Below are 23,579 nucleotides of genomic sequence, written 5' to 3'. Positions count from 1 at the left end.
TCTTGCCTTACCGCACGGTTCCGGTGTCGAGTCCATGGGTTCATCTGTAGGGTCGTTATGACGCAAGGTTCTGATTTTCCTTTTATCGAGGGGGCCCTCCCCGGGATTCGTGCACTCGCACCTTATCAACCCGGCAAACCGATTGAGGAGTTGCAACGGGAGCTTGGCCTCAGCGACATCATCAAGCTGGCGTCCAATGAAAACCCGCTTGGCCCATCCAAGTCCGTTCAGGCGGCGATCACGCCATTAATGTCGGATTTAGGGCGATACCCGGACGGCAATGGTTTCGCGCTCAAGCAGGCGTTGGCGGAGCGCTACCGGATTGCGACCGATTGTTTGACGTTGGGAAATGGTTCCAACGACATTTTGGAGTTCGTGGCACGAATCTTTTTGCGGCCGGGACTGAACGCCGTGGTATCTGACCACGCTTTCGCGATCTATGCCTTGGCGACACAAGCGGTGGGGGCGGAGCTCAGAGCGGCGCGGGCAAACCCGGAGGATAGCCCCCATCCCTACGGACATGATTTGGTGGCCATGTCATCGCTCATCGACGCGGACACGGCCGTCGTATTTATCGCCAATCCCAATAATCCGACCGGCACTTGGTTCGACGATGCGGCTTTAAAGCGTTTCTTGGCCGGCGTGCCGCCTGAGGTGGTTGTGGTCCTGGACGAGGCCTATGCGGAGTATGTCGAACATCCAGCCTACCCAACGGGTTTGTCGTATTTACAACATTATCCCAACCTGATTGTCACTCGAACCTTTTCGAAAGCGTTCGGCTTGGCCGGTCTGCGGGTCGGGTATGCGGTGTCCCATCCAAAAATGGCGGATTTGCTCAACCGCGTTCGCCAGCCGTTCAACGTCAATCTGTTCGCACAGACGGCTGCCGTGGCGGCACTGGCCGACGCGGATCATCTCGAGCGAAGCCGGGCATGTAACCGGGAGGGGTTGCAGCAACTGCATGACGAATTGGCGCGGTTGGGGCTTTATTTCATTCCGTCGGTTGCCAATTTCGTCAGCTTTCGGGTACCCAATGCCAATGGCTGTTTCGAGGCGCTACTCAAGAGCGGCGTGATTGTCCGTCCCATCAGCGGTTACGGATTGCCGGATTTTCTGCGGGTGAGTGTGGGGTTGCGCGAAGAGAATGAACGTTTCCTGCGGACGCTGGAAGGTATCATTGCATCATGATTCAGCGACTGTGCATTGTTGGTGTGGGCCTTATCGGCGGTTCGTTGGCGCTGGCCTTGAAGCGGGCCAATTGGTGCCGGGAAGTCGTCGGCGCCGGCCGCAGTGAAGCGCATCTTCGGCAGGCGGTCGAGAAAGGCGCGATTGATCGTTACTGTCTGGATCTTGAGCAGGCGGTTACCGGCGCGGATCTGGTGGTGCTGGCTGTACCCATGGGTGCGATGCGCGCGGTATTGGAGCGGATTTGTCCGGCATTGGCCGACGATGCGGTCATAACGGATGTGGGCAGCGCCAAGCAAGCGGTCGTTCGAGATGTCCAAGCCGTTATGGGGAAGCATCCGGCATCCTTCGTTCCAGGGCACCCCATCGCAGGAACCGAGAACAGCGGCGTGGCTGCGGCATTCCCTGAGTTGTTTGAAGGCCGCCGCGTAATTTTGACTCCCATGGCCGATACGGCCGAGACGGCAGTGGAGCGGGTCCGCGAGATGTGGCGGCAAGCCGGCGCCAATGTGGTCGTGATGGACGCTGCGCATCACGACGAGGTGCTTGCGGCAACCAGTCACCTGCCCCATGTGGTGGCGTACAGTTTAGTGGATACCTTGGCGCGAATGGACGAACGATCTGAGGTATTCCAGTTTGCCGCGGGCGGGTTCCGCGATTTTACGCGCATCGCTTCGAGTGACCCGGTGATGTGGCGTGATATCTGCCTCACCAATCGGGAGCCCTTGGTGCGCATGATCGACCTTTTTTTCGCGGACTTGAATCAATTGCGTGATGCCATTGCGGCGGGAGATGGCGACGCTATTGAGGCGGTATTCTCCCGTGCCAAAATTGCGCGCGATGCGTTCATTGCCTAGGAAATCGAGTGTCTAAAACCTTTGTCGATAACACTTACGTCGTCCAACCCGGCGGTTGCCTGCAGGGTCCTGTCCAGGTGCCCGGCGATAAATCGATTTCGCACCGCTCCATCATGCTGGGTGCGTTAGCGGACGGTCGTTCGCAAGTGACAGGTTTTCTCGATGGGTTGGATTGCTTGGCCACACGTGATGCATTTCGGGCCATGGGGGTGTCGATCGAAGGTCCGAAAGACCGAAGCGTGACGATCCACGGTGTCGGGCTGGCTGGCTTGAGGGAGGCAAGTGGTGCTTTGGATCTCGGGAATTCGGGTACATCCATGCGTCTGCTCTCCGGTCTATTGAGTGCCCAGCGTTTCGACAGCGAGCTGGCGGGTGATGAGTCGTTGAATCGCCGGCCCATGCGGCGCGTGATCGAGCCCCTGCAATTGATGGGGGCGCAGATCGAATCGTCGGAGGCGGGCACCGCGCCGCTGAAAATACGGGGCGGACAAACGCTGCGCGGCATCGAATACCGATTGCCGGTCGCCAGTGCGCAAGTTAAATCCGCAATTATTTTGGCTGGCTTGTACGCGACCGGCCGCACGATCGTATATGAGCCGGCGCCCACACGCGACCACACCGAGCGAATGCTGCAAAGTCTTGGTTATCCGCTGATCGTCGAGTCCGGGCGAGTGGAAATTCGGTCTGGTGGGCAATTGACGGGCCGCCCAATCGAAGTGCCGGCAGATATCTCTTCGGCCGCATTTTGGATGGTGGGGGCGAGTATCGCACCGGATTCCGACATTGTGCTTCGAAAGGTCGGGATCAATCCGACCCGAACTGGAATCATCGATATACTTCGGCTGATGGGCGGGGATATCGAAGTCCAGCGGTTGCCGGATATGGGAGCCGAGCCGGTGGCGGATATTCGCGTCCGTTCCGCCAACTTGAAGGGTATAGAGATACCGGTTGAATTAGTGCCTTTGGCGATTGACGAGTTCCCCGTCATTTTCGTCGCCGCGGCATGCGCCGAAGGCGAGACACGATTGACCGGTGCGGAGGAGTTGCGCGTCAAAGAAAGTGATCGGCTTTCGGTGATGGCCGATGCGCTCAATGTTGTGGGTATCGCCGCCCAAACAACGCCGGATGGTATCTGTATTCGCGGTGGCCGGATGATGGGCGGGGAGATCGACAGCCACGGTGATCACCGGGTGGCAATGGCCATGGCGATGGCCGGTCTTCGGGCCCGATCGCCCATCCGCATCAAGCAATGTCGAAATGTCGAGACTTCGTTCCCCGGATTTGTCGAGATCGCTCAGAGGACGGGCTTGTCCATTGAGGTCGCGGATGACTGAGCGCGACGAAACGGTTATTGCAGCTGAGCGTTCGGGTACCGCTATCCCCATTATTTGCGTTGACGGTCCTAGCGGCTCCGGTAAAGGTACCCTAAGCCGGCGGCTGGCAAAACATTTGAATTGGAATCTCCTGGATAGCGGCGCCCTGTATCGTTTGGTGGCCATCGACGCGTTGGATTCCGGTATCGCACTGAACGATGAAGCAAAATTGGCTGCGGCAGCGGCGGATTTGATCGTTCGATTTGAAGTCACGGACGACTATGAAGAACGGATACTCCTGGGAGAGCGCGACGTAACCACCAGAGTCCGGGATGAAAAAACCGGAGAAGCCGCCTCACGAGTTGCCGTTCATCCGCAGGTCAGACAGGCATTGATGGGTACGCAGCGCGGATTTTTGAGACGGCCGGGATTAGTGGCCGATGGGCGAGATATGGGGACGGTTGTTTTTCCCGACGCGCCACTTAAAGTTTTTCTCGTCGCCAGTGCTGAAATGCGGGCGGAGAGGCGCTATAAGCAGTTGAAGGAAATGGGGTTAAATGCTAATCTCTCGCAACTCGCAGCCGAGGTGCGGGCACGGGATCTGCGGGACACGAATCGTTCCGTATCCCCTTTGCGTCCGGCCGATGATGCGGTGACGGTGGATTCTACCGCATTAGGAATCGACGACGTGTTTTCTTATGTGGTTGATTTGGCAGTAAAACGAGGCCTCGTTCCCGGTAGCGGCTAGTTTTGTGTCGGTCGTGTTTTAGCGAACGAATTGAGTCGTTGAATGGCACGTCCTGTGACGTTGCGTTTGTCTACAGACGAACGCGTCAGTATTTATACCACCTAAACTCGAGGTGGTTTCGGTTGCGGCAGCTTCATCGTTGTCGCAAATGTGGCAAACCAGCCTTCGCTCTGCGAAGGATAACCCGTGATTCCTTCCTGATTGATGGTCGGTTTCACAACGATTTATTTAGGATAGATACGTTTCATGTCTGAAAGTTTCGCCGAACTGTTTGAAGAGAGCTTACGCGGTCAAGCCATGCAGCCCGGGTCCATCGTGACCGGCACCATCGTGGCGATCCGCGGAGGCAACGTCATTGTTAATGCCGGCTTTAAGTCCGAAGGTGTTATTCCCGCTTCCCAATTCTTCAACGAAGAAGGGAAGTTGGAAATCTCGGAAGGAGATGAAGTCGAAGTTGCATTAGATACGGTTGCGGATGGATTCGGTGAGACCATTCTATCGCGCGAAAAAGCCAAGCGCGCCCGTTCCTGGGCTCAGTTGGAGGCCGCGTTTGAGAAGGATGAACTGGTCAAGGGCTTTATGACCGGCAAGGTGAAAGGCGGCTACACCGTCGAAATTGACGAGGTTCGAGCGTTTCTGCCGGGTTCTTTGGTTGACGTTCGGCCGGTACGGGATACCACCTATCTCGAAGGTAAAGAGCTTGAATTTAAAGTTATCAAGCTTGATCGTCGGCGCAACAACGTGGTCGTCTCTCGGCGCGCGGTTGTCGAAGAAGAGTACAGTGCCGAACGTGAAGCATTGCTCGATACGTTACAAGAGGGCAGCGTCGTCAAGGGTATCGTGAAGAACCTGACCGACTACGGTGCGTTTATCGACTTGGGCGGTATCGATGGGCTGTTGCACATCACCGATATGGCTTGGAAGCGAGTGAAGCATCCTTCGGAAGTCGTCAATGTCGGCGATGAGATCGATGTCAAGGTGCTCAAATTCGATCGCGAACGGAAGCGGGTTTCTCTGGGGCTGAAGCAGCTCGGTGCCGATCCTTGGGAAGACATTGCGCGTCGTTATCCCACGGGAACCCGGTTGTTCGGCAAAGTTACGAACATCACCGACTATGGCTGTTTCGTCGAGATCGAAGAGGGTGTCGAAGGCTTGGTCCACGTTTCCGAGATGGACTGGACCAACAAGAACGTCAATCCCAATAAACTTGTGGCAGTCGGCGATGAAGTCGAAGTGATGGTGCTGGATATCGACGAAGCCCGTCGCCGGGTATCGCTGGGCATGAAGCAAGTTCAACCCAACCCTTGGCGTGATTTCGCGGAAAAACACAACAAAGGTGATCGAATCAGCGGCACTATCAAATCCATCACCGATTTCGGGATCTTTATCGGTCTCGACGGTGGGATTGATGGTCTGGTTCATTTGTCGGACATCGCCTGGAACGAAGCCGGTGAAGAGTCGGTACATCAGTTCAAGAAAGGGGATGAAGTCGAGGCGGTGGTGTTACAGGTAGATGCTGAACGTGAGCGCATTTCACTCGGCATTAAACAACTCGAACAAGATCCGTTCGCTGGTTACTTGGCATCACACCCGCGGGGTACGGTTGTGACGGGGCGCGTTACGGAGGTCGACCCCAAGGGCGCGACCTTGGAGTTGGCCGAAGGCCTGCAGGGCTACCTTTCGGTCTCGGAGATCTCCCGTGACCGCATCGAAGATGCTCGATCGGTCCTCAATGTCGGCGAAGAAATAGAAGCTCGCATTGTCGGTGTGGATCGTAAGAACCGCGGTATCGGCCTTTCAATCAAGGCGAAAGAAATCCAGGAAGAGAAAGAGGCGGTTGAAGACTACAATCGCAGTACTCAAACCGGCGCCGCTACCTTAGGTGATCTGCTCAAAGAGCAGATGTCAGTCCAGAAAGAAGACGAGTAGGCGCGTATCCAAATCAGGGCCGGCTGCCTCATGCCGGCCCTAAGAATCCCAAATATAAGCATTTTTCGAGATTGATCCGCCCTTGTCGGTATTGGGGCGCACTTCGTTGCAAAGGATCCATTCCATAATGACCAAATCTGAGCTAATAGACGAGATCGCACGTCAGCAATCGCATCTCGAACATAAAGACATTGAGCTGGCGGTTAAGAGTATTCTCGATATCATGAGCGTGGCCTTGGCCGAAGGTGAAAGAATCGAGATTCGGGGATTTGGGAGCTTCTCGTTGCACCATCGTCCTCCACGGATGGGGCGTAACCCCAAAACCGGAGAACCTGTCGCGCTGCCTGAAAAATATGTTCCTCACTTCAAGCCAGGCAAGGAGCTTAGAGAGCGAGTTAATCAGAATCAGAATAAGTCAATCCGATAATTTGACGCATCCACGTTTTGTCGCGCGAACCCAATATGGATTGCCATCGCGAACAACTTAGGAGCAAGGTCGAGTTGTTCTTTTAAGGTGATGATATTTAAAAGGAGTATTTGGCCGTGCGTATCCTCAAACTTGCTATCGTATTGATCGTGGCTCTCGTGGGAGCGAGCTTTGCTTGGCTAAACGGGCAGCCGGTGATGTTTGACTACTTCTTGGATCGCCAGCAAATATCGTTGTCGTATTTGTTGCTGGGCGCGCTGGCGGCGGGATGGTTTCTGGGTTGTGTCAGTATGCTAAGACCGTGGCTGCGAGCCCGCTCCCGAATTCGGACCGCCGAGAAACATCGGGGTTTGGCGGAGAAAGAGATCGCAAATTTGCGAGATCTCCCCATCAAAGATGCCCGTTGACCTTCCAGTCGTTACGTTATTTCTTCTCCTGCCAGTTGCTGCCTTGTCGGGCTGGATGATAGCCAGACGCCACGGCCGGAGCGAGACCGAACCCTCGCATCGGTTAGCAAGCGATTATTTGGAGGGAATGAATTACCTCATTAATGAACAACAAGACAAAGCAATCGAGGTGTTCATTCGGCTTGCGGAAGTCGACAATGATACGGTCGATACGCATATGGCCCTTGGTACATTGTTCAGGCGACGAGGAGAAGTCGAGCGGGCTATTCGTATTCACCAGAATCTGATCGCCCGTCCAACCTTGCGTGGCCAGTATCGAGACCGTGCACTTTTCGAGCTCGCACAAGATTATCTCAAGGCCGGGTTACTTGATCGGGCCGAGGCGTTGCTTCTAGAGTTGACGGAGGGGCGTCCAAAGTCAGATGACGCATTGCGTCTTCTGCTTCAAATCTACGAACAAGAGCGAGACTGGACTCAGGCCGTGGAAATCGCCCGGAGCCTGAAAGATGCGGATAGAGAGCAAACACAGCAACTTATCGCGCAGTATTGCTGCGAATTGGCTGAGTCCGCGATTTCTGCCGGTGAGGTGCAGCGAGCAGAAAGGTTGCTCCGCCAGGCGCTATCGGCGGACCGGCATTGCGTTCGGGTGAGTATGCTCCGGGGTCGGGTTGCAGCAGATAGAGGGGATTTTCGCCAAGCCATCCGGCACTATAAAGCGGTTCTCGATCAGGATGTGCGTTTCTCAGGCGAGATCGTCGAAACGGTTCGGCAATGCTATGGACGGTTGGGGGATTTTCGTGGTGAAACACGTTTCATTCAAGAGTTGGCCGACAAGATTCGGCCAATCAAACCGGCTGGCGCTGTGAGTTCATTCGATGCCCGTTTTGCTGACCCTTCGGAACTCAAGAGTGATTTTGCCCGTTTTGTCGCTAATAAACCCGACGTCGAAGGGCTTGCCGGCTTTGTGGATTCATGGCGAAAGCGTGGTGTGGACGACGACGAGGAGTTGGTTCGGCTGGTTCATGAGGGCTTGATCGGCATCGTTGAACAGAGAGACCATTTCAAGTGCCAAAACTGCGGTTTTTCCGGTCGAACTTTGCACTGGCAATGCCCGAGTTGTAAGCAGTGGAACACCGTCATACCCACTCAGGCCTATCTACAGGGATACTCCCGCGTGCCCGGATTGTCTTGACCTCTTTGCTTGCAGTGTTGCTTAACAACATGTTAAAACCCCCACCCCGGAGGCGATCACCCGCGCCGGGGTACAGAACAAAAAGGAGCGTAACTAATGAAAGACGGAATTAAAGCTTTGGTATTCTTTGCGGCGATGTTGTTCGCGGCGCAAGCATTGGGTGCAGCGGTTAATGTTAATAGCGCCACTGCCGAAGATATTGCGGAGGCCCTGGATCACATTGGGCCGAAGAAGGCTGAAGCGATTGTCGAATATCGCAAGAAACATGGTTCCTTCCAGTCTATCGACGACTTGCTCAAGGTCAAAGGTATTGGCCCGGGTACGTTGGACAAGATTCGAAGTGATGTCCAGTTGAAGGATCCGAAGTAGAAGAACAAAAAGCGAAGGGCCTCCGATTGTGAGGCCTTTCGTTTCGGTGGGGAGCGAAGCGTCGTTTTTTAGTCCGGAGACTGTTCCGGAAGAAGCTAAGGGGTGTTATATGACTGCCACGTTAGACAGCGGCCGACCGAAAGTACGCAAGGCGGTATTCCCGGTTGCCGGTCTAGGTACGCGTTTCCTTCCTGCCACCAAAGCCAGTCCCAAGGAAATGCTGCCGGTTGTAGATAAACCGCTGATTCAATATGCGGTGGAAGAAGCAGCCGCTGCGGGTATCGAGGTGATGGTCTTCGTCAATGGTAGGAATAAGCGTTCGATTCCCGACCACTTCGACAAGGCTTACGAGCTCGAGCATGAACTGGAGTTGAGAGGGAAGGCGGCGTTATTGGACACGGTGCGCGGCATTTTGCCGGCCGGCGTCTCGTGTGTCTATGTCAGACAGGCAGAGGCCTTGGGATTGGGGCATGCAGTGCTTTGTGCTCGACCGATTGTGGGTGATGAGCCTTTCGCCGTTATTCTGGCGGACGATCTTATCGAAGGTCAGGGTAAGCCAGTGATGTCCCAGATGGTTGATATGTACAACGACTTTGGAGCCAGTGTATTGGCAGTCCAGGAGGTTCCTGGCGACGAAATCAAGAAGTACGGTGTCGTAGAGCCCTTCGGCCCGGTCGATCGCATCACGGAAATATGTGGGCTGGTTGAGAAACCCGACCCTGCAAACGCTCCCTCCCAGTTGGGGGTGGTGGGCCGGTATGTCCTCAACCCGCGAGTGTTCGAACTCATCGAGGCCACGCCGAAAGGCGCTGGTGGTGAGCTCCAACTCACAGATGCCATCGCGAATTTGCTGAAATTCGAAAAGGTGTTTGCTTATCAGTTTGCCGGAAAGAGATACGATTGCGGAAGCAAGCTCGGGTACCTGAAAGCGAATGTTGAGTATGCCTTGAGCCACTCCGACGTCGGCGACGATTTTCGCGAGTATCTTCGTCACGCGTTTGAGCAGGGCTTGCTCGACTAAGAGCGATCCCACGCAAGATCATGATCAAGAGAAAGGGCCGGTTCTTTCGGAGCCGGCCCTTTCTCTTAAGTTCGCATATTGTACAGCTTTTGGCTCCCCGGGACGGGCTCGAACCGCCGACCCGGTGATTAACAGTCACCTGCTCTACCAACTGAGCTACCGGGGATCCGTTTGCTGGAAGGCGCAAATCTTACCGATTGCGTGCCGCCAACGTCAACTACCTTTTGGCATCACATCTGCAAGGCTTCCGCGAGCCGGTCCAATGCGGTTTTGAGGTTGTCCATGCTGGTGGCGAAGGAAAGCCGCATATGACCGGGCGTGCCGAACGCCGAGCCAGGTACCAGGGCAACAAGCGCTTCGGTGAGCAGCCACTCACCTAGGGCCACATCGTCTGTAATATCAGGGTGCTGATCGATCACGCCCTGAAAGCTGGGGAAAGCATAGAATGTCCCATCGGACGGCAGGCATTTCACCCCAGGCAGATCGTTGAGTCGGCCGACGACGAAATCGTGGCGCTCTTTAAAGGCCTTCAGCATTTCTTGAATGCAGCCCTGATCTCCCGCGAGCGCGACTTCCGCCGCCGCCTGGGCAATGGAGGTCGGGTTGGATGTGCTTTGGGACTGGATCTTTTTCATGGCTTTAATGAGATCGGCTGGTCCCGCGGTATAGCCGATTCGCCAACCTGTCATCGCGTAGGCTTTTGATACACCATTGACTACAGCAGTTCGGTCTTTGAGTTCCGGGCATACGTTCACGATGTTCTGGAACGGGCCATTATTCCAGAGAATATGCTCGTAGATGTCGTCACTTACGATCATGACATCGGGATGTTTCTTCAGCACATTCCCCAAGGCGGATAGTTCAGAGGCGCTGTAGGCCTTGCCACTGGGATTGGATGGGCTGTTCAGAATCAGCAGCCGAGTTTTCGGTGTGATTGCGGCCTCCAGTTGCGTCGGCGTGATCTTAAAGTCGGACGCCATGTCGGTTTCGATGATGACCGGCTTGCCGTCGGCGATCAGGACCATATCGGGATACGATACCCAGTAGGGCGCAGGAATAATGACTTCGTCCCCTGCGTCCAGTATGGCTTCGCACAGGTTGAACAGACTGTGTTTGGCGCCGCAGGACACCAGGATTTCGTCTGAACGATATTCCAAGGCGTTTTCTCTACGGAACTTTTCCGCGATGGCTTGCTTCAAAGCGGGCGTGCCATCGACCGCGGTATACTTGGTGAGCCCCTTTTCGATCGCTTGTGTCGCCGCGGATTTGATGTGTGGCGGTGTATCGAAATCGGGTTCACCCGCGCCGAGGCCGATAACGTCCTGACCGGCTGCTCGCAATTCAGCGGCGCGCGCGGTAACGGCGAGGGTTGGTGACGGTTTGATGCGCTGAACGCGCTGGGAAAGACGAGTAGCCAATCGTGACTCCCTAATGACTCTGGTTTGGCGAGGGCTCAATGATACGGAAAGCAGCTTCTGAATCGCAATGAAAGACGCGTTTGAACTGGGTGGAACCTATACTCCGTCGGGAGATCAACCGGCGGCAATCGAACAACTGATCCAGGGTCTGGAAAACGGCCTTGCCTATCAGACTTTATTGGGCGTGACCGGTTCGGGCAAGACCTACACCATCGCGAATGTGGTTGCGCGGGTTCAGCGTCCCACGCTGATACTGGCCCCGAATAAAACGCTGGCGGCCCAGCTGTACGGAGAGATGAAAGGATTTTTCCCGCGCAATGCCGTCGAATATTTTGTTTCTTATTACGACTACTACCAGCCTGAAGCATACGTGCCTTCCACAGACACGTATATCGAGAAAGACGCGTCTATCAACGATCACATTGAGCAGATGCGGCTTTCGGCCACAAAAGCACTGATGGAGCGGCGCGACGCCGTTATTGTCGCCAGTGTGTCGGCTATATACGGGCTCGGCGACCCGCAAGCTTACTTCAGCATGGTTCTCCACTTGGTCCGCGGAGACCGGATTGATCAACGGGCGATCCTGCGTCGGCTGGCGGAACTGCAGTATACGCGGAATGAAGTAGAGCTTGTGCGTGCCACTTATCGCGTCCGGGGGGACGTGATCGACATTCATCCAGCCGAATCCGAGCGGGAGGCGGTGCGGATTGAGCTGTTTGACGATGAGGTTGAAAGTTTGTCGCTTTTCGACCCGCTGACGGGGCGGGTATTGCATAAAGTGCCGCGCTTCACTGTCTATCCGAAGAGTCATTATGTGACGCCACGAACCACCCTGTTGGATGCCGTCGAGGAGATTAAGTCGGAGCTGCGGGAGCGCCTGAAAGTGTTGCGGGATCAAAATCGGCTGGTCGAGGCGCAGCGATTGGAGCAACGCACACAGTTCGACATCGAAATGATCGTCGAGCTCGGTTACTGCTCCGGCATCGAAAACTACTCGCGATATTTGTCAGGTCGACAGCCAGGCGAGCCGCCGCCCACCTTGTTCGACTACCTTCCGCCTGATGCATTGCTGGTTATCGACGAAAGTCATGTCACCATTCCCCAGTTGGGCGCGATGTACCGCGGTGACCGATCCCGTAAGGAAAATCTGGTGGAGTACGGTTTTCGGTTGCCATCCGCTCTGGACAACCGGCCGCTGAAGTTCGAGGAATTCGAACGTCTGGCGCCGCAATCTCTTTTTGTTTCGGCGACGCCTGGGCCGTATGAGCGGTCCCACTCCGATGCAGTGATTGAACAGGTTGTCCGTCCGACGGGCTTGGTCGATCCGGCGTTGGAGGTTCGCCCGGCCAGCACGCAGGTCGATGATCTGCTCGGGCAGATCCGCGAACGCGTGGCGCTTGGTGATCGAGTCCTTGTGACCACGCTCACCAAGCGTATGGCGGAGGATCTGACAGACTATCTTCAAGAATACGACGTCCGCGTGCGGTATCTTCATTCCGACATCGACACCGTGGAGCGCATGGAAATTATCCGCGGACTACGCCTGGGCGATTTCGATGTGTTGGTCGGGATCAACCTACTGCGCGAAGGGCTGGATATGCCGGAAGTTTCGCTGGTGGCCATTCTGGATGCGGACAAGGAAGGATTCTTACGATCCGAGAGGTCACTGATTCAGACCATTGGTCGGGCAGCTCGGAACGTCCGCGGGACCGCCATCTTGTATGCGGACCGCATCACCGATTCCATGAAAAGCGCAATGGAAGAGACTGATCGGCGTCGTCGCAAGCAAATCGCGTATAACGAAGCCCATGGTATTGTCCCGCAGAGCATCGAGAAGTCGGTGGCCGATGTATTGGAGGCAGGCTATGCCGGGCCGGTGCGACAACGGGTGAGTACACCGCTCGTGGCGGGCGATCGATCCATTCCGAACGAGGAGTTGACGCCCACCAGAATCGATGCGTTGGTGAAAGATCTCGAGCAGCAAATGCATCGCCACGCGCGGGATCTGGAGTTCGAAGAGGCGGCGCGTCTGCGGGACCAAATCACCGCGCTTAGAGCACATGAATTGGGAATCGACCGAAAAGCGGTGTGACGTTGCCGGCCGATGATCGTGTCCATTGCTGTAGACGGGGCCCGGCCAGAGTGCGTTTTGCTTGTTTTTGGCGGCCGGTTTGGGTATTGTTTTCCGTCCTGACGACAGGCGCGTAGCTCAGCTGGTTAGAGCACCACCTTGACATGGTGGGGGTCGTTGGTTCGAGTCCAATCGCGCCTACCAGTTTTCCGGGCGGAGCGAAGAAGCTTTCGCGCTCCGCATCGATCACTCAGACGCAATGCATGTGGCCCCTCGTATCGGTCACCACTGGAGATAAACTCACATGCTTACCATTACCCTACCGGACGGCGGTCAACGCCAATTCGACCAACCGATATCCGTGGCCGACGTCGCTGAGGCGATTGGTCCTGGTCTGGCCAAGGCCGCACTGGCCGGACAGGTTGATGGCCGTTTGGTTGACACCAGCTATGTGATCGACCGTGACGCGGAACTTGCCATCATCACCGATCGTGATCCAGAAGGCTTGGAAGTCATCCGTCATTCCACAGCCCATCTTTTGGCACAGGCGGTGAAAGATCTTTTTCCGACGGCGCAAGTGACCATCGGTCCGGTGATCGAAGACGGCTTCTATTATGATTTCGCGTTCGAACGCCCATTTACGCCAGAGGACTTGCAGGCCATTGAGGAACGCATGGGCAAGTTGGCCTCAATGAATTTGCAAGTGAATAGGGAAGTGATGGATCGTGATGATGCGATCCAATACTTTCGTGAAATGGGCGAAGATTACAAAGCGGAAATTATCTCCGAGATTCCCGAGAACGAAGCCATCTCTCTGTACCGACAGGGGGAGTTCGTCGATTTATGCCGGGGGCCCCATGTGCCCAGCACTGGCAAACTCAAGGCCTTTAAGTTAACCAAACTAGCCGGTGCGTTTTGGCGGGGAGATGCGCACAACGAGCAGCTGCAACGAGTCTACGGCACGGCGTGGCCGGACAAAAAAGCGCTCAAGGCCTATCTTCACCGGATCGAGGAAGCGCAAAAGCGCGATCATCGTCGTATTGCCAAGGTCATGGACTTGTTTCATACCCAGGAAGAAGCACCGGGCATGGTGTTTTGGCACGACTCGGGCTGGCGTATCTATACCCAAGTACAAGATTACATCCGCGCGCGCTTGAAACGGCGCGGTTACATGGAAGTGCATACGCCTCAGATTGTCGATCGAAGTCTCTGGGAAAAATCAGGGCATTGGGAGAAATTCGGCGACGCGATGTTCACGACACATTCGGAGAATCGCGACTATGCCGTCAAACCCATGAACTGCCCGTGCCACGTGCAGATCTATAATCATGGATTGCATAGCTATCGTGATCTGCCGCTACGCATGGCGGAGTTCGGTTCGTGTCATCGAAATGAACCCTCCGGTACGCTGCATGGGTTGATGCGGGTGCGCAATTTCGTTCAGGACGATGCCCATATTTTTTGCACGGAAGCCCAGATTCAATCGGAAGTCTCCGCATTTATCGACCTGGTATTCGAAGTGTATGGCGACTTCGGCTTCGATGAGGTGTTGATTAAGTTCTCGACGCGCCCGGAGCAGCGTGTTGGATCCGACGATATTTGGGATCGCGCGGAACATGCACTGCAACAAGCCCTTGATGCCAAGGGGCTTGAATGGGAGCTGCAGCCAGGAGAGGGCGCGTTCTACGGTCCAAAGATCGAGTTTTCCTTAAAAGATTGCCTCAATCGAGTGTGGCAACTGGGGACGATACAACTGGATTTTTCCATGCCGAGTCGGCTGGGCGCGCAGTACGTCGCCGAAGATGGAACTCGGCAAACGCCTGTTATGTTGCATCGTGCCATACTCGGTTCGCTTGAGCGTTTTATCGGAATATTGCTTGAGCACTACGCTGGCGCGCTGCCGACTTGGCTTGCGCCCATCCAGGTGGTCATCATGAATATCACTGATCGTCAGCGCGACTACGCTGAAAAAATGGCACAAATCTTGTCAAATCAGGGTTTTCGGGCGGAAGTCGACTTGAGAAACGAAAAGATCGGCTTTAAAATCCGCGAGCACACTTTGCGAAAGGTTCCCTACATGCTGATTGTGGGGGATAAGGAACTGGAATCCGATACCGTGGCCGTTAGGACACACGGTGGCACAGATCTCGGCACCAAAAGCGTGGAAGCGTTTGCCGAAGGCTTGTCCCGTGATATTGAGGGTCTCGGTAAGGTGAAATGGGAGGATTGACATATCGCTGCCGACAAGACTGCCCGCCGTAACGAGCAAATCACTGTACGAAACGTTCGGGTGATCGATTCTGAGGGTGAGCAATTGGGGGTACAAAGCATCGAAGATGCGTTGCGACTCGCACAAGACGCTGGCCTGGATCTGGTTGAAGTTTCGCCTAACGCCGAACCTCCCGTCTGTCGCATTATGGACTACGGCAAGTACCTTTTTGAGAAAGCCAAGTCACAGCAAGCGGCCAAGCGAAAACAAAAACAGATCCAAATTAAGGAAGTTAAGTTCCGTCCAGGAACTGACCAAGGGGATTATCAGGTCAAGCTACGCAACCTGATACGTTTCCTAAATGACGGCGACAAAGCCAAGGTAACCTTACGCTTTCGAGGGCGTGAAATGCAGCATAGAGGACTTGGGCTGGAATTGCTCGAGCGGGTGCGCGCGGATCTCGAAGAGTATGGAACCGTGGAGCAGGAACCTAAGATGGAAGGTCGTCAAATGGTGATGCTTCTGTCGCCGAAGAAAAAATAAGTGGCCCCGAACGGTTGGGGTATCTATTACATTGAAATGCGGAGTTTATGATGCCGAAGATCAAGACAAATCGCGGTGCTGCGAAACGATTCGCTCGCACCGGCGGCGGCGGTTTTAAACGTAGCCACGCCAATAAAAATCACATTCTCACAAAGAAGTCGACCAAGCGTAAGCGAGGGCTACGCTCTCAAACCCAGGTTGCGGCTTGTGACGCGGCGGCTATCGCCCGTCAGCTTCCGTATCGCTAAACACGCGCAGGGAGAATGTGAATCATGCCTAGAGTAAAGCGAGGCGTTACCGCCCATGCTCGTCATAAAAAGATATTAGACAAGGCCAAAGGTTACTATGGCGCGCGTAGTCGAACCTACCGTACTGCGAAGCAGGCGGTCATCAAAGCCGGCCAATACGCATATCGGGACCGTCGTCAAAAGAAGCGGGATTTCCGTAGCCTTTGGATCGTACGAATCAATGCGGCCGCGCGAGATAGCGGACTGTCTTATAGCCGATTCATCCACGGTCTTCGCGAAGCAGGCATAGAGATCGATCGCAAGGTTCTGGCCGATATCGCGGTGTATGACAAAGCTGCTTTTGCTCAGCTCGCTGAGCAGGCCAAAGCCGGTCTTTCCCAGTAAATCCGGATCCGCCTGCGAACCGTAGGTGGATCGCCAAATGTAGAGAAAGGGGAAAGCGGTGGCTTTCCCCTTTCTCATTACGCACCTGAGGTTGTTTGACGTGTCGAACCTGGATGATTTAACAGCGGAAGCTTTGGAGTCGTTCAGCAAAAGCCAGGACTTGGCCGAGTTAGACGACGCTAAGGTTGGTTTTCTTGGTAAGAAGGGATCGTTAACGGGCCTGTTGAAAACACTTGGGTCTCTCCCACCGGAAGAACGATCTGCTCGCGGCCAAGCGATTAACGCCGCCAAGCGGACCCTTCTCGACGCTTATCAAACACGACGAGAAGCGCTGCAAGAGGCGATGCTAGCCCAACAGTTGCTCCAGGACCGTATTGACGTCACGCTGCCCGGCCGAGGACAAAGCGCGGGTGGCCGTCACCCGATCTCGCGGACGCTGGAACGAATTCAAGCGTTGTTTCGCGGCGCCGGCTTCGAAGTTGTAGAGGGGCCTGAAGTGGAAACCGATTACTACAATTTCGAAGCGCTCAATTTTCCTGCCGAGCATCCCGCCCGTGCAATGCACGATACGTTCTATTTTGATGCCGATACGCTGCTTCGTACCCATACTTCGCCGGTCCAGATTCGCGAAATGGAGCGTCGGGAAGCGCCACTCAAATTGATTGCGCCTGGTCGGGTCTATCGTTGCGATTCTGATCTGACCCACACCCCCATGTTTCATCAAGTGGAGGGGCTCGTGGTTGATCAAGATGCCTCAATGATTGATCTCTACAGTCTACTGAAAGCGTTCTTGTCAGCGTTTTTCGAGCGCGAGTTGGAGGTGCGTTTTCGGCCCTCGTATTTTCCGTTCACCGAACCTTCGGCCGAAGTCGATATGCAATGCGTGATGTGCGATGGCAAAGGATGTCGTGTTTGCAGTCACACCGGCTGGCTGGAGGTCCTTGGATGCGGCATCGTGCATCCCGAAGTATTTGCCCATGTGGGGGTTGATACGGAACGCTACACCGGTTTTGCCTTCGGCTTAGGAGTGGAACGGTTGGCGATGCTTCGTTACGGAGTCAATGACTTAAGAGTATTCTTTGAGAACGACATTAGGTTTCTAAGGCAGTTTCAGTAAACATCGGACTTAGGGCAACCTGGCGTCAAGTAAGACGGTGAATCATGCGATTTAGCGAACAGTGGCTCAGAGAGTGGGTGAACCCGCCAATCGACACGAACGAGTTGGCGAGCTGTTTGACCATGGCCGGGTTGGAGGTCGACGGTGTGGAGCCGGCGGCTCCACCGTTCTCCGGTGTTGTGGTCGGACGGGTGCTCGAGGTTGAGCGACACCCGGATGCCGATAAACTCCGCGTTTGTCGGGTAGATGTGGATCGTCCTGAGCCGGTTCAAATCGTCTGCGGTGCGTCGAACGTGCGCGCTGGGATGCGGGTACCCGCGGCCTTGCCCGGGGCGGAACTGCCCGGCCATGTCGGGATCGAGGCCACAGAGTTGCGGGGAGTTTCGTCTCACGGAATGCTTTGTTCGGCTCGCGAGTTGGGGCTCGGCGATGCGCCGGATGGCCTGATGGAGTTGTCTGAGGATGCGCCCGTAGGTTCGGACTTACGGCAATGGTTGGCTTTAGACGACTCGATTATCGAGATCGATCTGACGCCGAACCGAGGAGATTGTCTCAGTATTCAGGGGGTCGCGAGGGAAGTTCACGCGCTTACTGAGGCCGATCTGAGGGTGATTCCCGATACTGCGGTGCCGATCGCGCTGGATGAAAGCATCGCGATTTCGATCGCCGATCCGGACGCTTGCCCCCGTTATGCCGGTCGTGTGATTCGAGATTTGAATCCGAGTGCACGGACGCCCGACTGGATGAAGGAGCGTCTACGGAGGGGCGGTATTCGCAGTACGGGCATCGTGGTCGATGTCACCAACTATGTAATGCTCGAGCTGGGACAACCCATGCACGCCTTCGATCTTGAGCGGCTGAAAGGTAGCCTACAAGTCCGATTTGCTCGCGCGGAAGAGCCGCTGGTTTTACTCGATGGTCGCGAAGTGTCCTTGAGCGCCGACGTGCTTGTTATCGCGGATCAAAGCGGTCCGGTAGCGGTTGCCGGAATCATGGGGGGGAGCCGATCGTCGGTAGGCGAGAACACGACATCCGTTTTTCTAGAGAGTGCCTCGTTTTCGCCTAAGGTGGTTCTCGGGCGGGCTCGGCGTTTGGGGCTGCATACCGACTCCTCACATCGTTTTGAGCGGGGAGTCGACCCGGCACTGCAGTGTCGCGCATTAGAGCGCGCCACCAGTTTGCTGTTACAGATCGCTGGCGGTAAAGCCGGGCCCGTGGTGTTGCCCGAAGGGACCACCGATCTGGGGCGAGGAGCGGAGATTAAACTGCGCCGCTCGCGACTCGACCGCATCCTCGGTTTTGTGGTCGACGACGAGGCCGTCGACGGGATACTCCGGCGATTGCAGATGCCGTTTCGGCGTGAGGGGGGGGATTGGTACGTCGAGTCACCTCCGCATCGCTACGACATCGCTATCGAAGCCGATCTCATCGAAGAGATCGTTCGTGTCCATGGTTACGAAAGGCTGTTCGTCCGGGAGCCGATGACTCGCTTTTCGATGCCACGGCTCAGTGAGCAGGTGGCCCCCCAGGAACGAATCAAAGAAGTTTTCGTTCAACGCGGATATCACGAGGTCGTCACCTACAGTTTCGTAGACCCCAAGATCCAGCGGTATTTCCCGACTGAAGGCGCGCCATTGGACTTGGCTAATCCCATCTCCAGTGAACTGGCTCAAATGAGAACCGGGCTCTGGCCTGGCTTGATTAGTACGCTGATACATAATTTGTCCCGTCAGCAAAACCGTGTGAGATTGTTCGAGATCGGTTTGGTGTTCAGCCGTCTTGGGGGAAATATTCTTCAACGCAAACGGATCGGGGGCTTGGCATTCGGACCCACAGAGCCCGAGCAATGGGGGCAGCCTGAGCAACAAGTCGACTTTTTTCATATCAAAGGCGACTTGGCGGCGATCTGGCAATCCACGGGAAGACGAGGCGAGTTTCGGACTATCAAGGCAGAACACCCGGCGCTGCATCCAGGGCAGTGCGCGCAAATTGTCACAAAAGGGGAACATCCGGTCGGTTGGCTTGGTACCCTGCATCCGAAGTTGGTCGATGCACTAGAGCTTCCGCAGAGCCCTGTTTTGTTTGAGTTTGATTGTGAAATCGCTTCGACGGTTAGCGTTCCCGCGCATCGCCCCGTCTCGCGGTATCCCTCTGTACGACGAGATATTGCGGTCATTGTATCGTCGGAGATCGCTAGCGCGGCGTTGGTGGATGCTGTGCGCGAAGCGCTTGATGAGACCTTGGTCGATCTCGTGCTGTTCGACGCCTATCAGGGGAAAGGGATAGAGTCCGGTTCAAAAAGTATCGCTTTAGGCTTGATTTTCCAGAAAGATTCACGCACGCTTGAGGACCAAGAGGTTGATGCTTATGTCGCTCGGGCCGTCAATATAATGAATAGTCGCTTCGATGCGAAAATTAGGGAGTAATAACAAATGGCTTTGACGAAGGCTGACATGGCTGACCGGCTATTTGTCGAGTTGGGTCTTAACAAGCGAGAAGCCAAAGAGTTGGTGGACCTATTCTTTGAACAAGTTCGCTTGGCTCTTGAGAGCGGCGAGCAGGTTAAACTGTCCGGTTTTGGTAATTTCGATTTAAGGGATAAAAGCGAACGTCCGGGTCGTAATCCCAAGACGGGCGAAGAGATCCCGATCTCTGCTCGCCGAGTCGTGACCTTTCGCCCAGGACAAAATCTAAAGAGCCGGGTGCAAGGTTATGCTGGAACCGGGAAACAATAGCGAATTACCGCCGATTCCGAGTAAACGCTACTTTACTATTGGTGAAGTGAGCGAGCTCTGTGGCGTAAAACCGCACGTGTTGCGTTACTGGGAGCAGGAATTTCCTGAGCTGCGTCCAGTAAAGCGCCGAGGTAATCGTCGGTACTATCAGCGCAACGACGTATTGATGATCCGTCAAATTCGAAGTTTGTTGTACGAACAGGGTTTCACCATTACCGGCGCTCGCCAGCAGTTGACTAGTGGCGATGCCAAAAAAGATGTGACCCAGAGTCAACAGGTGGTCCATCAAGTCCGTGTAGAACTCGAAGAGATCTTAAACTTGCTGAAGCGATAATCGTTAATTTAAATCACGCTTCCAACCCGGACGTATATTCGCTATCATCCGGCGTCTCTGATTTCCGCGAGATATAATTGTATTGGTCGTTTCCATTCGGGGCGTAGCGCAGCTTGGTAGCGCACCAGCATGGGGTGCTGGGGGTCGCAGGTTCGAATCCTGCCGCCCCGACCAATCAATTTCCGTTTGAATCTGTGAGCGATTCCTCGGATTCGAGATCAGATTTCGTTTTCTTCTGAAATTCCGCCAAACGATCCGTATTGGGTCTTAGCGAGCCGGCACACGTTTTCCCGCCAGCTGGTCGCCCACCATGGGTCTGAAGTAATAAAATCCTTGTACTAGAACCTCGGGCCAGTTTTGTAAAAAGCCCAGCTGCTCCGGACGCTCAACCGCTTCCGCCACCACGGATAAATCCAGATCCTCCGCCAGTTGAATGATGGTCCGAGCAATGGTGGTGTCGATCGGATCTTCCGGAATTCGTCTCATGAATGAGCGGTCCAGCTTCAACGCGTCTGCAGGGAGTTGCCTGAGATAGGCGAGTGAGGAATAGCCGACTCCGAAATCATCAACAGTAATCCGGGTTCCAAGGGCTTTTAGGCGGTGAATCGTTTCTATCTTGGTGGGGTCCGACAGGACCATCACGCCTTCGGTGATTTCGATATCTAGACGATCAGGACTTAAGTTGGCATCGTTAAGCGCAGATTGAACCCGTATTACGAAATTGGGATCCTCGAGTTGATAGGGCGAGACGTTGATCGCCACGCGAAGTTTTCCGAGGCCTTCTTGTTCCCAACATTTCGCTTGGTGGCATGCGTTGATCAGTACCCAGTCGCCAACCGAGACGATTAATCGTGTCGATTCCAAAATCCCGACGAATTTTCCGGGACCGATGGCCCCGTATTTCGGATGGTTCCATCTTAACAACGCCTCCGCACCCACGATTTCGCCACTCGGTATGTGAACCTGTGGCTGGTAGAGTAGCTGAAACTCGTCACGAGCAAGGGCGTTCTTGAGGTCGGATTCAAAGCTGAGTTGTTTGGTACAGCGATAGTCCATTACCGGCGAGTAGATGCAGAATCGATTGCCACCTGATGATTTTGCGCGGTAAAGCGCCAACTCGGCGCGCTGAAGCCACTCAAATGGGGATTTTTCATCGCTTTTGACTTCGACAATACCCGCACTTGCGGTCAGGCAGACCTGCTTCCCACGAACCAAGATCGAATCTGAAACGCATTCGGTGAAACGTGAGACAAGTGATTCGACGCGTTTCTCCCCCCGCTTTGTGAGACAAATCACGGCGTACTTATCCCCACCGAGTTCGCACAATTCGTCGTACTTATCGAGATGATGGTAGAGGCGGTTTCGAATGGCGTCTAAGATTGCATCGCCTGCGGCATGCCCGAATCCATTGTTAAACGCTTCAAAACGATCGATGTCGAGATATATTAGGTAAACTCGATCAGAGCGATGCGCGGCTTTGACGGCCTTCTCCAAGGCGGCAACAAAGTGACTTCGAGGGTGGGGCGGCGTGTTACCCCCCGGATAACTTGCTCGCGTCGATAGGGGTAATTTGCCCTTGTGGTCCTGGTGACAGGTATTTTGCGAACGCGATTTAGATTTTCCCGCCCCTTGCTTTGAATTCTTTCTATTCCCAGCAAGCATGAACATGATGCTTCCAATGATGATCGTTGTTTTTAAGCAACATCGTTGGAATACCCAAACAGAGAATCCAATGCGCGCCATTCACTAGCGAGTACCGATTTTCGTTGCGGGTTTTCGCACTTTTCGTGCGTTTTCCAACCATCCTTCTTCTACCGCTGTATCGGCAGTATTGATCATAGCTGGAGTGGCTTTTAGATAACTCTGGTATTTGCTTGATATATATCAAAAAAGACGGACGCCTTCGGCTTCTGAATGCGGTACTGAGCGCCGATAAACGCGCAGCGTCAGATATCTTAAGCGAAGCGCGAGGCGTCCGGTTTTGCGGGATATCAATTGTCTGCTTCTACGTTTCCTTTCTTGCACGGCGCATGATACTCGAAGACCCATTCAGTCACCCCGTTGCCCAACTTCCTAGGCTGGAGTTCATACGAGTCACCATTTTTGTGCTTCCATCGTTTGATCCGAACAGATCCGCGAGCGCGATCATTCTCGTTCCGTGGATCGGTGGGCGAAGCGTTAATTGAACCACCGTGAGCTGCATGGTTTTGTTTCTGAAATATCTCGCCAGGCACTAAAACCCAATCAAAGTCTTTCGCTGCGAAGCTTATGAATGCATCAGTTTCGTCATTCTGGCGATATACGACCACGTACTGATGTTGAGCTTGATCGATACCATCCGGTAGTTGGAAGTCGTCTGGAGACGACTGCACCACCAAGATCTTCATGCGGCCCTCCTTCCAGGAACATGAGTTTCCATAGCGTTTAGGATGGCGGCATGGGATTCCGAATTAACCGGGATCCGGCATGCGACGGTAAGAACCTTACCTACGTGTTGAGCTTTTCCGTCCCCAAAACGTTGGAGTTTGAGTCCACCGGCTTTCATCATTCGTTCGATTGCTACGCTGGTGACCATGACATATTCGCGAACACCATTTTTGATGGCGAATTTGTAAGCTTCGTGCATGATCTCGAAACTGCGGTAGGAAAAGCTCGCTTGCAGACGAGCGTCGCGGTCGGGGGTTTGTACGGCGCAGCGACTAAGCTCCCAGACATCAGGTGCACTGGGTGCTTGCTCGCCACGAAGCAGCTGAGGAAACACGTCTTTCAGCATATAGGGCCCCTGCGTGGGTAACAGCCGACCACAGCCATCGACATGATTTTCTTCGTCTTGTGACACGATATATACGGGGTCTATCGTGTCATAGTCATCACGCTCCTCACCCTCATAACTACTTACATCCCAGCCGAGTTTGTCGTGAAAAATGTGATGCCGGAAGCGATAGAGAGAGGATAAAGTGGGTGCGTCAAACGTGTGTTCAGAAGGGCGTCCTACGAGGATGTCGACCATGGCTCCAAAATCTCCTTATACCGAAAGAGAAGTGCGGAACCAGTAAACGGATATTTGCTTTA

Annotated in this window: 23 protein-coding genes and 3 tRNA genes; 21 read left to right on the top strand and 5 right to left on the bottom strand. The window is 54.6% G+C overall.

Annotated features, from left to right (window positions below; translation table 11 throughout):
* Positions 1-57: 57 nt before the first annotated feature.
* The 10 genes from hisC to galU all read left to right on the top strand — a co-directional run bounded on the left by hisC (position 58) and on the right by galU (position 9,448).
* Positions 58-1,188 (top strand): histidinol-phosphate transaminase, encoded by a 1,131-nt coding sequence (gene hisC, locus SVU69_02675; GenBank protein MDY6941901.1) that lies wholly within the window; start codon positions 58-60, stop codon positions 1,186-1,188.
* Positions 1,185-2,042, top strand: coding sequence for a prephenate dehydrogenase/arogenate dehydrogenase family protein (locus SVU69_02670; GenBank protein MDY6941900.1), 858 nt, complete (start codon positions 1,185-1,187; stop codon positions 2,040-2,042). The genes hisC and SVU69_02670 overlap by 4 nt, the downstream gene beginning before the upstream one ends.
* An 8-nt stretch (positions 2,043-2,050) precedes the next feature.
* Complete coding sequence (aroA, locus tag SVU69_02665; GenBank protein MDY6941899.1) at positions 2,051-3,376, top strand: 3-phosphoshikimate 1-carboxyvinyltransferase; 1,326 nt, start codon at positions 2,051-2,053, stop codon at positions 3,374-3,376.
* On the top strand, positions 3,369-4,103 hold the full coding sequence (gene cmk / locus SVU69_02660; GenBank protein ID MDY6941898.1) for a (d)CMP kinase: 735 nt from the start codon (positions 3,369-3,371) through the stop codon (positions 4,101-4,103). Before aroA ends, cmk begins: the two co-directional genes overlap by 8 nt.
* A 246-nt stretch (positions 4,104-4,349) precedes the next feature.
* On the top strand, positions 4,350-6,032 hold the full coding sequence (gene rpsA, locus SVU69_02655) for a 30S ribosomal protein S1 (GenBank protein ID MDY6941897.1): 1,683 nt from the start codon (positions 4,350-4,352) through the stop codon (positions 6,030-6,032).
* A 127-nt stretch (positions 6,033-6,159) separates the two neighbouring features.
* A complete protein-coding gene (locus tag SVU69_02650) occupies positions 6,160-6,459 on the top strand; it encodes an integration host factor subunit beta (protein MDY6941896.1) in 300 nt (99 codons plus the stop codon).
* A gap of 116 nt (positions 6,460-6,575) precedes the next feature.
* The gene (locus SVU69_02645; protein ID MDY6941895.1) at positions 6,576-6,866 is read left to right on the top strand and encodes a LapA family protein; all 291 of its coding nucleotides are present in this window, start codon (positions 6,576-6,578) and stop codon (positions 6,864-6,866) included.
* Positions 6,856-8,058 (top strand): lipopolysaccharide assembly protein LapB, encoded by a 1,203-nt coding sequence (gene lapB / locus SVU69_02640; GenBank protein MDY6941894.1) that lies wholly within the window; start codon positions 6,856-6,858, stop codon positions 8,056-8,058. The genes SVU69_02645 and lapB overlap by 11 nt, the downstream gene beginning before the upstream one ends.
* Positions 8,059-8,154: 96 nt before the next feature.
* Positions 8,155-8,427, top strand: a complete 273-nt coding sequence (locus SVU69_02635; GenBank protein ID MDY6941893.1) for a ComEA family DNA-binding protein — start codon at positions 8,155-8,157, stop codon at positions 8,425-8,427.
* A 109-nt stretch (positions 8,428-8,536) separates the two neighbouring features.
* A complete protein-coding gene (gene galU, locus SVU69_02630) occupies positions 8,537-9,448 on the top strand; it encodes a UTP--glucose-1-phosphate uridylyltransferase GalU (protein MDY6941892.1) in 912 nt (303 codons plus the stop codon).
* A 90-nt stretch (positions 9,449-9,538) separates the two neighbouring features.
* Here the strand turns inward: galU and SVU69_02625 are convergent.
* Together SVU69_02625 and SVU69_02620 are read right to left on the bottom strand one after the other, a co-directional pair.
* A tRNA-Asn gene (locus SVU69_02625) sits at positions 9,539-9,614 on the bottom strand.
* A 64-nt stretch (positions 9,615-9,678) separates the two neighbouring features.
* Positions 9,679-10,866: a pyridoxal phosphate-dependent aminotransferase gene (locus tag SVU69_02620; protein ID MDY6941891.1), complete on the bottom strand. Its 1,188-nt coding sequence runs from the start codon at positions 10,864-10,866 to the stop codon at positions 9,679-9,681.
* A gap of 67 nt (positions 10,867-10,933) precedes the next feature.
* Here SVU69_02620 and uvrB point away from each other — a divergent pair, with 67 nt between their 5' ends.
* The 11 genes from uvrB (at position 10,934) to SVU69_02565 (ending at position 20,681) form a co-directional block, all read left to right on the top strand.
* Positions 10,934-12,958, top strand: a complete 2,025-nt coding sequence (gene uvrB, locus SVU69_02615) for an excinuclease ABC subunit UvrB (protein ID MDY6941890.1) — start codon at positions 10,934-10,936, stop codon at positions 12,956-12,958.
* A gap of 106 nt (positions 12,959-13,064) precedes the next feature.
* Positions 13,065-13,141 (top strand) — tRNA-Val (locus SVU69_02610).
* Positions 13,142-13,241: 100 nt separating this feature from the next.
* Positions 13,242-15,167 carry a threonine--tRNA ligase gene (gene thrS / locus SVU69_02605; GenBank protein ID MDY6941889.1) on the top strand — a complete coding sequence of 642 codons (1,926 nt, stop codon included), beginning with the start codon at positions 13,242-13,244 and terminating at the stop codon, positions 15,165-15,167.
* Between the two features lie 3 nt (positions 15,168-15,170).
* A complete protein-coding gene (gene infC / locus SVU69_02600; GenBank protein ID MDY6941888.1) occupies positions 15,171-15,689 on the top strand; it encodes a translation initiation factor IF-3 in 519 nt (172 codons plus the stop codon).
* Between the two features lie 50 nt (positions 15,690-15,739).
* Entirely contained in the window at positions 15,740-15,937 is a 198-nt protein-coding gene (rpmI, locus tag SVU69_02595; protein ID MDY6941887.1) for a 50S ribosomal protein L35, read from the top strand.
* A 24-nt stretch (positions 15,938-15,961) separates the two neighbouring features.
* Positions 15,962-16,321 (top strand): 50S ribosomal protein L20, encoded by a 360-nt coding sequence (gene rplT, locus SVU69_02590; GenBank protein MDY6941886.1) that lies wholly within the window; start codon positions 15,962-15,964, stop codon positions 16,319-16,321.
* Between the two features lie 100 nt (positions 16,322-16,421).
* Positions 16,422-17,438 carry a phenylalanine--tRNA ligase subunit alpha gene (pheS, locus tag SVU69_02585; protein ID MDY6941885.1) on the top strand — a complete coding sequence of 339 codons (1,017 nt, stop codon included), beginning with the start codon at positions 16,422-16,424 and terminating at the stop codon, positions 17,436-17,438.
* Between the two features lie 44 nt (positions 17,439-17,482).
* Positions 17,483-19,864, top strand: coding sequence for a phenylalanine--tRNA ligase subunit beta (gene pheT / locus SVU69_02580; GenBank protein MDY6941884.1), 2,382 nt, complete (start codon positions 17,483-17,485; stop codon positions 19,862-19,864).
* Between the two features lie 6 nt (positions 19,865-19,870).
* The gene (gene ihfA, locus SVU69_02575; GenBank protein MDY6941883.1) at positions 19,871-20,173 is read left to right on the top strand and encodes an integration host factor subunit alpha; all 303 of its coding nucleotides are present in this window, start codon (positions 19,871-19,873) and stop codon (positions 20,171-20,173) included.
* Positions 20,151-20,507, top strand: a complete 357-nt coding sequence (locus SVU69_02570) for a MerR family transcriptional regulator (GenBank protein ID MDY6941882.1) — start codon at positions 20,151-20,153, stop codon at positions 20,505-20,507. Before ihfA ends, SVU69_02570 begins: the two co-directional genes overlap by 23 nt.
* Positions 20,508-20,604: 97 nt before the next feature.
* A tRNA-Pro gene (locus SVU69_02565) sits at positions 20,605-20,681 on the top strand.
* Positions 20,682-20,774: 93 nt separating this feature from the next.
* Here SVU69_02565 and SVU69_02560 read toward each other — a convergent pair.
* From SVU69_02560 to SVU69_02550, 3 genes are all read right to left on the bottom strand, one after another.
* Positions 20,775-22,250, bottom strand: a complete 1,476-nt coding sequence (locus tag SVU69_02560; protein ID MDY6941881.1) for a bifunctional diguanylate cyclase/phosphodiesterase — start codon at positions 22,248-22,250, stop codon at positions 20,775-20,777.
* A 248-nt stretch (positions 22,251-22,498) separates the two neighbouring features.
* Positions 22,499-22,894: a hypothetical protein gene (locus SVU69_02555; GenBank protein MDY6941880.1), complete on the bottom strand. Its 396-nt coding sequence runs from the start codon at positions 22,892-22,894 to the stop codon at positions 22,499-22,501.
* On the bottom strand, positions 22,891-23,517 hold the full coding sequence (locus SVU69_02550) for an acyl-homoserine-lactone synthase (protein ID MDY6941879.1): 627 nt from the start codon (positions 23,515-23,517) through the stop codon (positions 22,891-22,893). Before SVU69_02550 ends, SVU69_02555 begins: the two co-directional genes overlap by 4 nt.
* Between the last annotated feature and the right edge of the window lie 62 nt (positions 23,518-23,579).

This window comes from Pseudomonadota bacterium (assembly GCA_034189865.1).
Taxonomy (GTDB): Bacteria; Pseudomonadota; Gammaproteobacteria; order UBA5335; family UBA5335; genus JAXHTV01.
This window is presented reverse-complemented; position numbering and strand designations above follow the sequence as displayed.

Excerpts from the sequence above, each read along its gene's own strand:
- SVU69_02555 (MDY6941880.1), bottom strand. The coding sequence starts at position 22,894 with ATGAAGATCTTGGTGGTGCAGTCGTCTCCAGACGACTTCCAACTACCG.
- lapB (MDY6941894.1), top strand. The coding sequence starts at position 6,856 with ATGCCCGTTGACCTTCCAGTCGTTACGTTATTTCTTCTCCTGCCAGTT.
- hisC (MDY6941901.1), top strand. The coding sequence starts at position 58 with ATGACGCAAGGTTCTGATTTTCCTTTTATCGAGGGGGCCCTCCCCGGG.
- cmk (MDY6941898.1), top strand. The coding sequence starts at position 3,369 with ATGACTGAGCGCGACGAAACGGTTATTGCAGCTGAGCGTTCGGGTACC.
- pheT (MDY6941884.1), top strand. The coding sequence starts at position 17,483 with ATGCGATTTAGCGAACAGTGGCTCAGAGAGTGGGTGAACCCGCCAATC.
- rpsA (MDY6941897.1), top strand. The coding sequence starts at position 4,350 with ATGTCTGAAAGTTTCGCCGAACTGTTTGAAGAGAGCTTACGCGGTCAA.
- rplT (MDY6941886.1), top strand. The coding sequence starts at position 15,962 with ATGCCTAGAGTAAAGCGAGGCGTTACCGCCCATGCTCGTCATAAAAAG.
- SVU69_02560 (MDY6941881.1), bottom strand. The coding sequence starts at position 22,250 with ATGGCGCGCATTGGATTCTCTGTTTGGGTATTCCAACGATGTTGCTTA.
- uvrB (MDY6941890.1), top strand. The coding sequence starts at position 10,934 with ATGAAAGACGCGTTTGAACTGGGTGGAACCTATACTCCGTCGGGAGAT.
- galU (MDY6941892.1), top strand. The coding sequence starts at position 8,537 with ATGACTGCCACGTTAGACAGCGGCCGACCGAAAGTACGCAAGGCGGTA.
- SVU69_02650 (MDY6941896.1), top strand. The coding sequence starts at position 6,160 with ATGACCAAATCTGAGCTAATAGACGAGATCGCACGTCAGCAATCGCAT.
- SVU69_02670 (MDY6941900.1), top strand. The coding sequence starts at position 1,185 with ATGATTCAGCGACTGTGCATTGTTGGTGTGGGCCTTATCGGCGGTTCG.
- ihfA (MDY6941883.1), top strand. The coding sequence starts at position 19,871 with ATGGCTTTGACGAAGGCTGACATGGCTGACCGGCTATTTGTCGAGTTG.
- SVU69_02635 (MDY6941893.1), top strand. The coding sequence starts at position 8,155 with ATGAAAGACGGAATTAAAGCTTTGGTATTCTTTGCGGCGATGTTGTTC.
- SVU69_02570 (MDY6941882.1), top strand. The coding sequence starts at position 20,151 with ATGCTGGAACCGGGAAACAATAGCGAATTACCGCCGATTCCGAGTAAA.
- thrS (MDY6941889.1), top strand. The coding sequence starts at position 13,242 with ATGCTTACCATTACCCTACCGGACGGCGGTCAACGCCAATTCGACCAA.
- SVU69_02550 (MDY6941879.1), bottom strand. The coding sequence starts at position 23,517 with ATGGTCGACATCCTCGTAGGACGCCCTTCTGAACACACGTTTGACGCA.
- rpmI (MDY6941887.1), top strand. The coding sequence starts at position 15,740 with ATGCCGAAGATCAAGACAAATCGCGGTGCTGCGAAACGATTCGCTCGC.